Source organism: Pseudoalteromonas sp. 2CM37A (assembly GCF_023161885.1).
In the GTDB taxonomy this organism is placed as follows: domain Bacteria; phylum Pseudomonadota; class Gammaproteobacteria; order Enterobacterales; family Alteromonadaceae; genus Pseudoalteromonas; species Pseudoalteromonas atlantica.
The window spans coordinates 357,483-371,676 of sequence record NZ_JALNTJ010000003.1 but is presented as its reverse complement, the minus strand read 5'-3'; the positions used below and the strand labels follow the sequence as shown (position 1 = coordinate 371,676).

The window sequence follows — 14,194 nt, the reverse complement described above, 5'->3', positions numbered from 1 at the left end:
AATAAATGCAGACACCGACTACCCTCGCGTGTCTGCTTTTGCTTTCTCAGGGTGTATACGCCGCAGAGCAGCAACAGCAGACCGAACCAAAAACACAGCCATGTGACGACCTTAAAAATGAGCAAAAAGAGCGTTGTGAAGCACTTGAGCACATTGAAGTAAAAGGCCAGTACATAGGCATAGAAGTACCCGAAGTTATTGGGCGTTCTTACTTAAATCGTGACTTTATAAATGCCACACCTAAAGGCAACGGCGATATAAACGAGCTTATTGCATTGCTCCCTGGTGTACAGCTAAGCAACGAGGCTTACTCTATTGGTAGTTTGGCAGAAATCAGCGCACCAGAAATATCAATCTCAGGCGCGCAGCCATGGCAAACTGGCTTTTCATTAGATGGACTAAACTACAATAACCGCATAGACCCTGGTAGTAGTAGCCGCTTAAGCTCTTCATCAAACGATGTATCGGGCGGCGTGCAAAGCATGAATGTAAACTCCGATGTCGTTGAATCGATCACAGTATACGACCATAACATTCCGGCTGAGTTTGGTGGTTTTTCGGGTGGTATTGTTGATAGTAAAACCAAAAGCGTATTTACCAATGACAGTTTTAGCTTTGGTGTGCGGGGTAATCAAAGTAGCTGGGGGAGTTATCACTTTATAGAAGCCGATCAAGACAGCTCTCAGCAAAATATTGATCAAAGCACACTTGAAACGCCTAAGTATGAAAAAGTCAGCTATAACCTGCGTGCTAATAAACAAATTAATAAGCGCCATGGCGTAATGATGAGTGTTAGTTACTTAACCAGCGACATCAGCGATTTGTCGTTAGGAGAAGTCAAAACGCAAAGCCGTAAAAACATAAATGCCATTGTTAAATATGGTTATCGCAATGGCTGGGTAGACGCATTAGATTTAACCCTAATGTATTCACCTTACGAAGTAGATGACTTTATAACCGACGCCAAAGACAGCGACTTCCATTTAGAAGGCGGCGCCGTAGGCGCGGTCGCATCACTTACCCAGCACTTTGATTTTGCAACCTGGCGCAGCAACCTTAATTTTAGTATGAGTGATAGCAGCCGAGAAGGCCCAGCGCACTTTTATAACTGGCTGCAAGCTAAAGGCAAAGATTGGGGACAATATGCCGACCAAGGCGATGCGCAAACGCGCTACTCTCGCCAAGGAGGCTATGGCGCTTTAGATAACACCCAATACACCACCAGCTGGAAAAACACGCTAAATTTCAATTCATTTGAATTTGCAGGAACTGAGCATAATATTAAGGCCGGTATAGAGCTTATTCGCCAAGAAGTAGAGCGCGAGCGCATACAAAATAGCTACAACTACGACTCCCCTATTATATGGTCTAGCGCTAGTACACCACTTAATTGCAGTGGTTACACACTTGACTGCCAAGCGCTTGAAACCACTATATCTATTGACGAACTTGCAGCGCAGCTAGGGGGCGAAATTGATTTTAACAACCAAGATCACATAACAGCGTACAGCAACAATGTAACAGCCACCGCGCAGTATTTTAATGGCCGCTTAGTAACCCCAGCAGAGTATATAAATGTAGCGTTAAATCGCGCCTCGTTTTATGCAACAGATAGCATCACCTTAGGGCAATTAAGCTTAAATTTAGGTATGCGCTACGAATACGATGACTTTTTAGCTAATCACAATATTGCGCCACGTCTATCCCTTGGTTACGATGTATTTAACAATAACCGCACTATTATTAGCGCAGGGGTTAACCGCTATTACGACTCAGCCATTATTGGTTATAAAGTAAAAGAGCAGCAGCGTTTTTCATACCGAGAGTACCGCCCAATTGAAAACGGCTACCTTCAAGGGTGGCTGCCGTCTAACTACACCGGCGCGTTTAAATACCGCTTTGATGATGTAAATACCCCCTACGATGACGAACTCGCATTAGGCATTGCGCATTCATTTGAAAAAGCAGGCAATATATCGCTCAAATATGTAAAACGTAAAAAGCATCAGCAATTTTCTCAGGTTACCGATGAAGAAGCAGCTAGTGATGGCTATAAATACATTTATATGACTAACGAGGGTGATGGCAGCTCAGAGCGCTACTCTATCTCGTGGAGTGCACAGTTTGGTAAACACTCTTTATGGGCCAATGCCTCCTACGCTGAAAACAAAGTTTCAAACGACGAATACAGCGCTAGTGCAGAAAATACCCCCCTTGATGAACTCGTTTATTATCTCAATGCACAAGGCGAAGGCGAGCTTGTAACGCTTGGGCAGCTAGAGCAAATACGTACCAACTTTGGCACCCCAGTGTCAGGTGCGCTTGGTTGGAATGTTGATTGGAACAGCTCATTTAGTACAGGCTTAAATGTTACCTACAGTGACAGCTACACCAGCGCGGTAAGTACCGGTGCTAGCGAAAGTATTGGGCTTGAGCAAAGCTGTACAAGTTGCCCTGTAGAATCAAGCTTAGTTGATGTATACGAAGAGCAAGAAATACGCGCCAGAACCATGCTAGGGCTCAGTTTACGCTATAGCCATAACCTCACAAAAACCCAAACTATTGACATAAGAGCGGATATTTCTAATTTATTAAATGCCCGCACTTACACAGTAAACGAAGGGGCATCAGGTATTGAGCCCGGGCGTATGTTTTGGGTAGGAGTTAGCTATAACTATGATTAGGTTATTAAGCATTTTTTTACTGTGCTCATTTAGCTTAAACGCCAAATCAACAAGTAGTAACGATTTACGCTCACTTTATAGCAAAGGCCAAGCTCATTGGCCTGCTATTCAAACCAGTGACGGAAGAAGCGTTGAGCCCATGTCGCTTTTGCCTGTAGCATCGCCTAAGCCTGAGCACGTGGCACTAGGCGATAAGCTTTTTCATGATGTGCAGCTTTCACGTAATAATACCGTTAGCTGCGCCACCTGCCATGAACGCGACAAAGGCTTTCATGATGGCCGTACAACTGCCATAGGCATTGACGAGCAAATAGGCACGCGTAACACCCCCGCAATTTTTGGTATTGATCAATGGCAACATTTTTTTTGGGATGGACGCGCAATCACCGCTGAGCAGCAAGCACTTATGCCAATAGAAAACCCGATTGAAATGGACTTAGATCCAAAAATAGCTTTAGCCCGAGTAAATAAAGATAAGAGTTACCGAGCATTTAATAAAAGCGCTTTTAATAGCAGCACGTTAACCACTGAGCAAATGGCAAAAGCCTTAGTTGCGTTTGAGCGCACATTAGCAGCGCCAAATAGCCGCTATAAAACTTTTTTAACGCAGCTTAATAAAAATCCACAACAAGCAGTTAGTAGCCTAAGTGATAGTGAGTTAAATGGCCTGCACCTATTTAGAACTAAAGCTAAATGCATGACTTGCCATAACGGCGCACTACTCAGTGACAACCAATTCCATGGCACAGGGCTGCATTATTACGGCCGCCGTTTTGAAGATAAAGGCCGCTACGATGCCACCCACAACCCTGAGCATATTGGCCAATTTAGAACCCCATCGCTATTAGGGTTAATGCAAACATTTCCGTGGATGCATAACGGCTTATTTGACGATTTAGCCGGTATTGTCGCCTTATATAACCATGGCGGAGTAAGGCCCAGACCACGAAAAAACCAACTAAACGACCCACACTTCCCTAAAACCACCGACCTGCTTATAAAGCTTAATTTAACCAAGCAAGAACAAGCAGACCTAGTGGCATTTTTACGGATTTTATAAATAGTAAGCTACTCACCTAAAGTGCGCGTGAGTAGCTTAGCGAGATAAAATCGAGGCCTGGGTTGGGCTTTTTAATACCAGCGTTTGAATAATGAAAATACTTAAGCGACACGCTGTGTTGCTCAGCCTCACCAAATTTCATGGCAATGCCTAGGCGGTCTTCAAACTGGTAATGTGTGCTTATGTTTTTTCCCGCAAATTTGGTGTCATCTAATAAGCTTAAACCAATACCAAACTCGGCAAAAACGCGGTTCCCAGCAATACTGCCAATAGGATAAAAAATAACAGGTGAAAGCGATAAGCCTAAATTAGCGTCGTAGCGTTTTGGGTCATCGTATTCAAAAAAGTTGGCATTGGCTTCTAGGTAAATCTCTAGCTCTTCAAAGCCTTCTATTTGATAATCTAAGGCATATTGATAAGCCACCTTAATCCCTCGCACGTCTCCTTCACCTTGAATATAGCTCATCGAAAAGTAATCTTGTGCAGCCGTTGCAGCGCCTGCGTATAGCGTTATAGCTATTAAAAACAATTTATAAAGTTTCATGTTATTCACCTCAAGCAGCTCTATTTTTATTGCAATTGCTTGACCTAAACACAGCAAATTTAGCTGCACTAGATTAAGTAATGATTCAATGAGGTGCATACTAATTGCATTTAACTATTTTGATAATTGCAATTTAAGTGGAATAACTTTCTTCAATATATTGATAATTAAACAGTGATTGAGCGCACGCTAACGTGTGTTGTTAACCGCTTATATTGCTGCTTAAAAAGCTGCCAACCCACAATACCCGACAAGGTATTACCGCATGCCATACCGATAAATAACCCTGTTAAACCGTAAAAATACGAGCCTAACCAAAGTAGTGGTAAGTAACACAAAAATAGCCGCAATATGGAGATAAATAAGGCCGTGGTCGCAAAGCCCAGCGCGTTACATACCGATACCGTGATCATACATACACCCAAAGCCGCGTAGCTCAGGGGCACAAATGCAAAGTAATCTGTTAGGTTAGCTACTATTTCACTATTATTGCTAAGCGCATTTGCAAGCGGGTTAGCCACACCTAGCATAATAACCGCTAATAAAATTTGTATGCCAATTACAAAACCGCACGCAAGTTTTACTACGCTTAATATTTGCCTAAGCTCGCCCCGCCCTTTTAAATTTCCAACAATGGGGGGCAGCGCCATGGTAAGCGCTAAAATTAAAATAATCGCAATATATTCAATACGGTTTGCAAGCCCCCAAGCTGCTACAGCAAACCCACCATACGCGGCAATCAATGCCGTTACTATCATGGCTGAAATAGGCGGAATAAACTGTGAAAGTAAAGCCGGCGCCATCATTTTGGCAATGGCTTTTATTGCCTGCTCGGTGCGGTTTTTTAAAACGTCAAAGGTTACAAGTTCTCGTTTAATAAGCGTGTAAAACACCACTACTAAGCCTATTGAAAAAGCAACACAGCTTGCCCATGCAGCACCCGCTAACTCCATATCAAAGGTAAACATAAACAATGGATCGAGCGCTATATTTAACACGCTGGTTAGCACCATAATTCGCCCAGGCAATAAGGTTTCGTTATGAGCACGGCAAATGCTGTAACCAAAATAAAGCAGCGCTCCAAGCCAGCAGCTTATTAACCAAGGCAACCAGTAAAGCTCAGTTAAATTAAATAACGAAGGCGTTGCACCCAGCGCTAAAATTATAGGCTGCTGAAAAAGCCACAACGCCAAGCACAATAGCGTTACTATTACGGTGCCAATAAGTACGATTAAACTACCTAAGTAGCGTGCATAGTTAACTTTATTTTCCCCAAGTGCAGTAGAAATGGTCGCAGTTGCCGCAATACCTAAGCCTACTTGTACCCCCACAATTACCTGGAAAATAGCAATACTAAAGGCAACTACAGCGAGCGGCTCAGCGCCTAGCTTAGCAATAAAAATACTATCAACCAGCTGGCTTCCCATAATAGAAAACAAGCCAACCAACATAGGCCAGGTTTGCTTAAATAAATACTTTAAAAGTAATGATGTATTACGGCTCATAAGGCAGGCTCACTCTAAACTTAAAAATTTAAACGAGAAAAATACCGAAAAAAAAGGCGCTTATAGTAAGCGCCACAGGAAAAGTCACAATGAATAAGCTGCTAGTATATTTACACAACTAAGTATTGATAATATAGTTGTTTAAATAATCAGTTTATTGAAAAATTTGATAATGAACATTGCCCATTTAAATCTGTTTGTCAGAATCGCAACAACACACAATATTAGCTTAGCTGGCAAGGAGTTAGGTTTGTCGGCTGCGGTTTCTAGTGCCCAAATGAATAAGCTTGAAGAAACGCTCGGCGTTAAACTTATTCATCGTACAACCCGAAAAGTATCGCTAACCGAAGAGGGCCAAGCTTTTTTACCCCACGCCGAGGAAGTGCTTGCCAATGTTGAAATGGCACGCGCCTCGGTAGGTATAGGCAGTGTAACTCCACAAGGAAAATTGCGCATTACCGCCCCTGCTTCGTTCGGGCGTATGCATATTATTCCTGCATTGGCTGGATTTATTGAGCAATACCCCGACCTGACAATTGATTTACGCTTAAGCGATAGCATTATTGATATGGTCGGCGGCGGTTTTGATATAGCAATACGCGACGCAGCCCTAAACGACTCAACCCTTATAGCCCGAAAGGTTGCCCGCGATAAACGCTTAATTTGCGCATCGCCTAATTACCTTGCAAAACACGGCACGCCAACAACACCGCAAGATTTAAAAAATCATACTTGCGTTAATTTACATGGTTTAACTACGTGGTCGTTTATTACACCCGAGGGCACACAAAACATTAAAACCAATAACGTATTACAAGCTGACAACGGTGAAGCGGTGCGCGACGCGTGCGTACAAGGCCTAGGTATTACGTTAATGTCGAGCTGGTGTGCCTATAAAAAACTACAAAGTGGGGAGCTGGTACAAATTTTACAAGACTACCCACTTGCATCCGACACCGCTATTTGGAGTGTTTACCCAAGTTCGCGTTTATTAGCACCAAAAGTAAGGGCCTTTATAGACTACTTTAGCGGCTACTTTGGTGACGAACCCTACTGGGAAAAAATATAATTATTTAACCGTAAAATATAAAAGCACAAACCTAGGTTTGTGCTTTTTGCGCTTTAAATATATGGAGCTTTATTGGTAAACCTTGGGCAAGTAAAAACAGCAGTTGCTAACTTGTACTTTTATACTTCGTATTTAATCGTGTAAGTTTATTAAATAACTTAATAACAACTCCCAATAATGTTAATTAAAAGCTAGCCATGCATCTCAAACATATCAATAACTCTTTTAAAACTTTCATTTTATTTGCACAATTTATTGCCATACTAAAACCTACGTATATAAATCGTTTTGGGGTAAGTATGAGATCAATTAAACGAAGTCGTTTAAAAGCGCCTAGCGTTAACACTACAAAAACTAAGCTCGCATTTTGCCTGCTTAGTGCCACGGTACTTTTAACTGCATGTGGCGAGCAGATAAAAAGCGAAAGTACACCTGCCTCCCCAGAAACCAAAAGCGCTAAAAACACGCTTATAAATACCGATGAATTTAATATTAAAGCCATGGTAAAGCTGCCACAAACTGTAGAGTGTACGCTTGAAAACGGCCTACAAACTCAGTGTGCTCAAGTGGTTTTAAAGTATCAGCCCGACAATATTGAAGTCGGCCCTTTTTGCCCAGAAACACTCGACGACGTAGGTGGTATTTGGGATTGGGATGGCACCGATGCGGGGCTATATAGGTTAGATAAAGCATTTTTAAACATGCTTAACGAGCAAGGGTTTACCTTTTACGATGAAGACGGCAAAGTGCATATTGTTGATAACGCGACCATTCGCCCAACCGTTGATCATGCATGTATTAATGTATCGGTAGATAAAAGCGTAGAAATTACCGCCCTTTTACCACTGCACCCTGTTATGTCTGAGCAATCAACAGCGTTGGGCACAGTATCTAAAGTGGGTATAGCGCTTGCGGGTGTGCCTATTTTTTCGGATGCGCCAAGTGTGCAACATACTGGGCATTTACCCGCGCTTGATACCTGCGCAGGCCATATTGACCCGGGCGGTTGGTACCACTACCACGGCACCGCCAGTGATATAGACAGCGTATATAAACACGAACATGTAAACGCTAACTGTAATAATTTAACGCAAAAGCCAAGCGCCCTATTTGGTTATGGCTTTGATGGCTACCCAATTTACGGAAGCCAAGAAATTGATGGTACATCCCCAACCGAGCTTGATAGCTGTAATGGCCACACAGGCCCCGCAGGTGAAAGCGGCATAGTTACTTACCACTACCATGCAAGTAATACATTCCCTAACTTACCTAAGTGCTTAAAAGGCGTGGTTGCACAAAATAATTTTACGACCACAGCACAAGCGGGTGTAGGGGCCAAGCCACCTGAAGGCACTAAAATAACTCGCCATGAACCACCAGGTGGTGGCGCTCCAAAAGCAGGTGGCCCTAACGGCGGCATGTCGCCACCGGGGTTTGCTGAGGCAGCTAACAAACTAGGCGTTAGCGAAGAAGCGCTTATGCAAGCAATGCAAGAAGCCGGCGGCCCTAATGCCGATTTAACGGTTGTAGCAAAGGCACTTAACGTAACACCGGAGCAACTAAAAACAGCCCTACCTGAAAAACCTAAACGCTAATTAACCTGAACTCTGGTTAGAGATTTACTAACATATTGAACCATAATGATATTTAAGTTTATTTTCTCTAGCCAGAGATTTTCAGTGAAAATAAGGCAAATTTACGCGTCAATAGCTGGCCTATTGCAAGTAATTTAAACGCGGTTAGCACTGAAAATAGCTGCTCGAGATAGATTTATTATCCAATAATTCAGGCTAAATATAAATTACGGCAAGTGTTAAAAGCACTTGCCGTAACAATTAGTTACGCAACTTGTAGCCTATAAAAGTTCCTAAAATCGTCAAAAATGTGAGAAAACGTTGGCTTGTGTCAAGAACAGTAAACGTTAGTAAAAAGCTGTAAACACGCCCCTGTTATCGGTTACATGTCAGTTACCATTCAGTTTAAAGCGCTAGTATTGAACCCAGTTATGTAACAACATACACGAGGCACTAGTATGAAACTGACTCAATTACTCCCTGCTCTACTTGCCATAAGTGCAGTATCTGGCGCTGCATATGCAGCACCCAATGAGCGAGAAAACGCAAAAAGTTTTAATAATGAGCGCGCAAAACGCATCGAATACAAACGAGATGAGCGCCGCGATGACAAAAAACAGCGTATAGAATATAAAAAAAACGACCGTAAAGAGCGCAAACAAGCCAAACGCGAGCACCGCAAAGAGCAAAAGCGCAAAGTTGCCCATTACAAACAGCAGCAACGCACTCGTAATTATTTTAAACATAATCGCCACAACGTAGTGACCTACCGGCCTGGGCATTATTTTAATCATTTACCGCGCAATAGTGCTTCAATCAGATTTAATGGCATTACGTTTACATTTAGTGATGGTATTTACTACAGAAAAGCAAAAAGAGGCTACCACGTTGTTAAGCCACCAAGAGGCTTAAGAATACGCTCTCTACCAAGGCATTATTCACACTTTAAACGCCATAATACCACTTACTATACCTACCAAAATGTATATTACGTGGCAGATAATAATGGCTATAGAGTAGTTGATGAGCCTAAAATAGTGGTTAATCAGGCTATTAAGGTAGGCAGTGCTAAAAATTATGATTTAGGGCAAACCTACGACACCCTCCCTATTTCGGCAGAGGCTGTCACAATTAACGATCAACAATATTTTAAGTACCAAGATATTTATTTTTTACCGCAAATAAACGGTGACGAAATAAAATATTTAGCGATAAATTTAGGGTAAACAATTTAGCTAAAACGCAGGGCAAGTTGCGCTAAGCATCTTGCTCTTTTGACATTAAGTCGGCCATTCGTTGGTTAATTTCTTGCTCACTTAAATCTTCTTTATGGGTGCCTATGGTCCAAATATGCCCGAATGGGTCTTGCAGGGTACCGGCTCTATCACCATAAAACTGGTCGTGCACTGGGCGTACTTCTGTAGCGCCAAGTTCAATTGCCTTTTTAAATACGCTGTCTACATCTTCTACGTAAAGCATTAAACTTACCGGTGTGCCACCAAGTGCATTGGGGCTTTTAAATGACTCGTCCGGGCATGAGTCCGAAATCATAATATGCGAGTCGCCAATTATAATTTCAGCATGGGCTATACCGCCCTCTGGCAGCGGCATTTGCATTACTAACTGCGCATTAAATGCATCACGATAAAAACAAATAGCTTGCTGAGCACCTTCTATAATTAAGTACGGTGTTACCGAACTAAACCCTTTGGGAATTGCTGAAACAGTCATAACGCTCTCCATTATTTTTTATGGGTGTATGCATTTAGCCTATAGGTTAAAAACACTTCTTTCAACGTGTTAACTCATTTAAGTTACTATAAATAAATTAGCCAATTTGTGGTCAATAACTATACTAGCTGTAATATATATCTTACTTTTACTTGCTTAGGACTTTTATAATGTTAGCTAAAATTAGCCTAGCCGCTAAAAAGTATAAAGTTCTGAAGTATTTAGTTTTAAGCTGGTGTGCTTTATTTGCCCACCAAAGCGTGGCTAAAGTTGTGATTGCCATTGTAGGTAAAACAAAAAACGACTCCTTTTATCAGCAAGCCTTTAAAGGCTGTTTGCACTTTAGTAGTGAGCACCCAGAAATAGAATGCAAGTACGATGGACCAAAAGACTTTCAAGACATTCGTAGCCAATCTATGGTCATTAATAGGTTAGTTGACCAAGAAATAGATGGGTTAATCGTAGCAACAACCGACTCTCAGCATTTGGTCACTCGTTCATTAATGGCGCTTAAAAGTAAAAACATTCCTGTTATAACGTTTGATTCTGATCTGCTTGAAAAACACCAACAGTACCGCCTAGCCTACGTTGGCAGTAACAACTTCGACTTTGGCGTTGCCTTAGGCGAGCAAGTAAAAAAACTGACCAGCAAAGCAAATAATACGCTTTGCATGCAGTCGGGGCACCATACAACCCCTAATTTAAACAAGCGTATTGCTGGGGTTAGGTACGCGCTGTCTGATCAAGCGACAGCACACCTATCAGGTAAAAACGGCTGGCGCGAACATAGTCGCTGCCCCTTATTTAGTTTAGGTAAGCGCGAAGAGTCACTAAAGCAGTTAATGCATTTATTAAAAATGGAGAACCCACCCATTTTTTTAGCTGTGGCGGGGTTTGCACAGTTTAACCCTCATTACGTAAATGCCTTAGCGCCTTTTAAGCAACGTATTGCCGATAAAGACATTATTATTGTTTCTGCCGATACAGAAGAAATACAGCTCAATGTGTTAAGCAGGGGTCTATCTTCGGCTAACATAGGGCAAAACCCTTTTGAAATGGGCCGCTTGAGCACCAAGCTAATGCACGACTATATTTTATATAATAAAAAGCCTGCGCAATCTCACTACTACACCGACTTTCATTACTGTACCCAAAGTAACGCCTCACAGTGCACTGTTAATCATTAAAACTTTATCCTGTTAACTGGGGGTATGCCCTTTTAAGTACGATGCAGCGCACTTTAGCCAGCGTATTATTGCTCTAAGTTTAAACGTTGGTGCCACGCTGCAATGCTTTCATCGGGGTATTCATCAAACTGTTTATCATTCTTTTGAATATGCGGGGTAACCCAATTGGCCTTACTGGCAAGCATTAAATGGGTGTGCTCTGGCGGTACGGGTAATTCGCTGTCTATTGCGCCAGCAAAGGGATGAACTTGCTCAGGCCATCGCGAATCATATAACCACAAGTTACTGCTGCAGTGTTTACAAAAATGGCGCTCAGCGGGACTGGTTTTATCACCCACTTTGGCATGATAAACAGTAATATGCTCACGCCCTGTAACCTCAAGCGTGCTGTATTGTGCGTTTAAATTTATAACAAACCCGCCACTGCCGGCCGTTTTACGACAAATAGAGCAGTAACATAAGTTATAAGGATAAGGGTGTTTAGAGCTCACACTAAACGTTACTTTGCCACAGTGACAAGCGCCTTTAAGCTTCATAATAAATCCAATTAGTTACTGTTTAGAGTTAATACCATAACCAGTTAGCCATAAAAAAACCACACCCTTTACTGGGTGTGGTTTTTATTTTCTAAAGCGTTTTGTTCTAACGCTGCCAAAATCTTAAATTGCGCAATGTTTCAATAAATTTATCTGCAGAGTGCATGTTTAAATCTATCCAACCATTGTCGACTTTTCCATCAAGCCCTGCGGCTTCAAATAGAGTCATGGCATCTTTTGTGTAGCCTATGTATTTCATGTGCGCGAACGCATCGCTCACAAAGTCTTTTGCCTCAGGGATACCAGCAAGCTTCTTAGCGCCGTCTTGCGTTGCAAGTACCATCACCGCATCGTAAAGCACCGAAGGGCCGCCATTGATTACTTGATCCGCTGCTACATGCTTACCTTTACTGCAACATGCACCCCCTACTTGTGCGGCAACAATTTCGTAGTTAGCACCTTCAGCGTCTAAGGCATTTGTAACCGAATTAAAAATATCAGCATCAAAGCCATCGCTCACTAAAATACCTAACTTACGACCTTTAAAGGTATCTGGCGCATTTTTTAAAATACTTAGCGCATCTGATACAGGTAAATCGTTACGCGTTGGCATAGCAGCTTCAGCCGGCTCTGGCATATCTTGCAGGCGCAGGCCTTTTGCAACTTCTTGCGCTAATGTGTTATCTACATTTAATAAGTGCGAAACCACACGCTCACGAATCGGTACATGCTCTACTTTTGAAAGCTCAAATACAAATGCATATTGAATGTGCGCTTGCTCTACGTCTGTTTGGCTTAAGTAAAATTGGCGCGCTTGGCTGTAGTGATCGCTAAATGTCTCTGAGCGATAACGCAGCTTATCTCCACCGCTTACTTCTGGCTCGCTTGAGCTTTTAAAGCCATGCACTGGGCATTCGCGGGGGTTATGCTCATCGCCGCTCCACGAGTTTGGCTCGTAGTTAGCACGCCCTTTAGGGTTATGCATTGCCATGTGGCCATCTTGTTGAAAATGACGCATTGGGCATTTAGGCGCATTAACCGGAATATGCGTAAAGTTAGGACCGCCTAAGCGTTTGGTTTGAGTATCTAAATACGAAAAGTTACGCCCTTGCAGTAATGGGTCGGGTGTAAAATCAAGCCCAGGTACAATGTTTTGAGTACAAAAAGCAACTTGCTCTGTTTCGGCAAAAAAGTTATCAACTACACGGTCAAGCACCATGCGGCCCACAATTTTTACGGGTACTTGCTCTTCAGGTATAAGCTTGGTGGCATCAAAAACATCAAATTCAAATTCATCAGCAAATTGCTGATCAAACACTTGTACACCTAGCTCCCACTCTGGGAAGTCGCCTTTACCAATAGATTCCCACATGTCTCTGCGATGAAAATCAGGGTCAGCACCATTAAGTTTAAGTGCTTCGTTCCACACTACTGACTGCATACCGGCTTTGGGTTTCCAATGAAACTTAACAAATTTTTCATCGCCATTTGCATTAATAAATTTAAAGGTATGAACACCAAAGCCTTCCATAAAGCGTAAAGAGCGCGGTATGGCTCTATCTGACATGGCCCACATAATCATATGAATTGACTCAGGCGATAAGCTCACAAAGTCCCAAAAGTTATCGTGCGCGGTTTGCGCTTGTGGAAAACCACGGTCTGGTTCAGCCTTAGCTGAGTGAATTAAATCAGGAAACTTCATCGCATCCTGAATAAAAAATACAGGTATGTTGTTACCCACTAAATCCCAGTTTCCTTCTTGGGTGTAAAATTTAACAGCAAACCCGCGAACATCACGTGCTAAATCGGGAGACCCTTTATTCCCTGCCACAGTTGAGAACCGTGCAAATACCGGTGTTTTTTCACCTTTGCGCTGAAAAATATCAGCACAGGTTAAATCTTCAAGCGTATCGTAGGTTTCAAAATAACCATGAGCACCGTAGCCTCTGGCATGTACCACACGCTCTGGAATGCGTTCGTGATCAAAGTGAAACAGCTTTTCGCGCATTACATGATCTTCTAATAAACCTGGGCCGCGCTTGCCTGCACGTAATGAGTTTTGATCGTCGCTAACAGGGCACCCTTGCGCGGTGGTCATCGTTGGGTATTCATCAGAAGCCTTTTGATGTAATTCGCCACCATGCCCTTTATTGCCTGAGTATTTAAATGATTCAGCCATGTTTAGTCCTTCATACAATTTGATTTAATGGGTCGATAGTTTTTATGAGCTTTAAAACTAAAAGCGACTATGCAAATGCAAAATAAAGACCAGCCATCCAACCTAGTAAAAAAGGGCTGTACAGA

Annotated in this window: 11 protein-coding genes; 6 read left to right on the top strand and 5 right to left on the bottom strand. The window is 42.5% G+C overall.

Annotation, left to right across the window (positions count from 1 at the left end; genetic code table 11):
* The first annotated feature begins 5 nt into the window (after positions 1-5).
* Together MTF68_RS09070 and MTF68_RS09065 are read left to right on the top strand one after the other, a co-directional pair.
* Positions 6-2,684, top strand: coding sequence for a porin (locus MTF68_RS09070; protein WP_248462272.1), 2,679 nt, complete (start codon positions 6-8; stop codon positions 2,682-2,684).
* Entirely contained in the window at positions 2,677-3,744 is a 1,068-nt protein-coding gene (locus MTF68_RS09065) for a cytochrome c peroxidase (RefSeq protein ID WP_248462271.1), read from the top strand. Before MTF68_RS09070 ends, MTF68_RS09065 begins: the two co-directional genes overlap by 8 nt.
* A gap of 16 nt (positions 3,745-3,760) precedes the next feature.
* Here the strand turns inward: MTF68_RS09065 and MTF68_RS09060 are convergent, their stop codons facing one another.
* On the bottom strand, positions 3,761-4,288 hold the full coding sequence (locus tag MTF68_RS09060) for an acyloxyacyl hydrolase (RefSeq protein ID WP_024033246.1): 528 nt from the start codon (positions 4,286-4,288) through the stop codon (positions 3,761-3,763).
* A 167-nt stretch (positions 4,289-4,455) separates the two neighbouring features.
* Positions 4,456-5,793 (bottom strand): MATE family efflux transporter, encoded by a 1,338-nt coding sequence (locus MTF68_RS09055; RefSeq protein ID WP_248462270.1) that lies wholly within the window; start codon positions 5,791-5,793, stop codon positions 4,456-4,458.
* 172 nt (positions 5,794-5,965) lie between these two features.
* On the opposite strand from MTF68_RS09055, the gene MTF68_RS09050 reads away from it, so the two are divergent.
* The 3 genes from MTF68_RS09050 (at position 5,966) to MTF68_RS09040 (ending at position 9,662) form a co-directional block, all read left to right on the top strand.
* Positions 5,966-6,862: a LysR family transcriptional regulator gene (locus MTF68_RS09050; protein ID WP_039972407.1), complete on the top strand. Its 897-nt coding sequence runs from the start codon at positions 5,966-5,968 to the stop codon at positions 6,860-6,862.
* 299 nt (positions 6,863-7,161) lie between these two features.
* Positions 7,162-8,457: a YHYH protein gene (locus MTF68_RS09045; RefSeq protein WP_248462269.1), complete on the top strand. Its 1,296-nt coding sequence runs from the start codon at positions 7,162-7,164 to the stop codon at positions 8,455-8,457.
* A 437-nt stretch (positions 8,458-8,894) separates the two neighbouring features.
* Complete coding sequence (locus MTF68_RS09040) at positions 8,895-9,662, top strand: DUF6515 family protein (protein ID WP_121637922.1); 768 nt, start codon at positions 8,895-8,897, stop codon at positions 9,660-9,662.
* Between the two features lie 31 nt (positions 9,663-9,693).
* Here MTF68_RS09040 and MTF68_RS09035 read toward each other — a convergent pair whose 3' ends face one another.
* Positions 9,694-10,167, bottom strand: coding sequence for a VOC family protein (locus MTF68_RS09035; protein WP_004588872.1), 474 nt, complete (start codon positions 10,165-10,167; stop codon positions 9,694-9,696).
* Positions 10,168-10,337: 170 nt separating this feature from the next.
* On the opposite strand from MTF68_RS09035, the gene MTF68_RS09030 reads away from it, so the two are divergent.
* A complete protein-coding gene (locus MTF68_RS09030) occupies positions 10,338-11,354 on the top strand; it encodes a substrate-binding domain-containing protein (RefSeq protein ID WP_248462268.1) in 1,017 nt (338 codons plus the stop codon).
* Between the two features lie 65 nt (positions 11,355-11,419).
* Here MTF68_RS09030 and MTF68_RS09025 read toward each other — a convergent pair whose 3' ends face one another.
* The gene (locus MTF68_RS09025) at positions 11,420-11,890 is read right to left on the bottom strand and encodes a GFA family protein (protein WP_024033251.1); all 471 of its coding nucleotides are present in this window, start codon (positions 11,888-11,890) and stop codon (positions 11,420-11,422) included.
* 106 nt (positions 11,891-11,996) lie between these two features.
* Positions 11,997-14,069: a catalase gene (locus MTF68_RS09020; protein ID WP_248462267.1), complete on the bottom strand. Its 2,073-nt coding sequence runs from the start codon at positions 14,067-14,069 to the stop codon at positions 11,997-11,999.
* Positions 14,070-14,194: the final 125 nt, after the last annotated feature.

What these genes read in the sequence shown, in the direction of transcription:
- MTF68_RS09065 (WP_248462271.1), top strand. Translation starts at nt 2,677, where the DNA reads ATGATTAGGTTATTAAGCATTTTTTTACTGTGCTCATTTAGCTTAAAC.
- MTF68_RS09030 (WP_248462268.1), top strand. Translation starts at nt 10,338, where the DNA reads ATGTTAGCTAAAATTAGCCTAGCCGCTAAAAAGTATAAAGTTCTGAAG.
- MTF68_RS09020 (WP_248462267.1), bottom strand. Translation starts at nt 14,069, where the DNA reads ATGGCTGAATCATTTAAATACTCAGGCAATAAAGGGCATGGTGGCGAA.
- MTF68_RS09070 (WP_248462272.1), top strand. Translation starts at nt 6, where the DNA reads ATGCAGACACCGACTACCCTCGCGTGTCTGCTTTTGCTTTCTCAGGGT.
- MTF68_RS09025 (WP_024033251.1), bottom strand. Translation starts at nt 11,890, where the DNA reads ATGAAGCTTAAAGGCGCTTGTCACTGTGGCAAAGTAACGTTTAGTGTG.
- MTF68_RS09040 (WP_121637922.1), top strand. Translation starts at nt 8,895, where the DNA reads ATGAAACTGACTCAATTACTCCCTGCTCTACTTGCCATAAGTGCAGTA.
- MTF68_RS09045 (WP_248462269.1), top strand. Translation starts at nt 7,162, where the DNA reads ATGAGATCAATTAAACGAAGTCGTTTAAAAGCGCCTAGCGTTAACACT.
- MTF68_RS09035 (WP_004588872.1), bottom strand. Translation starts at nt 10,167, where the DNA reads ATGACTGTTTCAGCAATTCCCAAAGGGTTTAGTTCGGTAACACCGTAC.
- MTF68_RS09060 (WP_024033246.1), bottom strand. Translation starts at nt 4,288, where the DNA reads ATGAAACTTTATAAATTGTTTTTAATAGCTATAACGCTATACGCAGGC.
- MTF68_RS09050 (WP_039972407.1), top strand. Translation starts at nt 5,966, where the DNA reads ATGAACATTGCCCATTTAAATCTGTTTGTCAGAATCGCAACAACACAC.
- MTF68_RS09055 (WP_248462270.1), bottom strand. Translation starts at nt 5,793, where the DNA reads ATGAGCCGTAATACATCATTACTTTTAAAGTATTTATTTAAGCAAACC.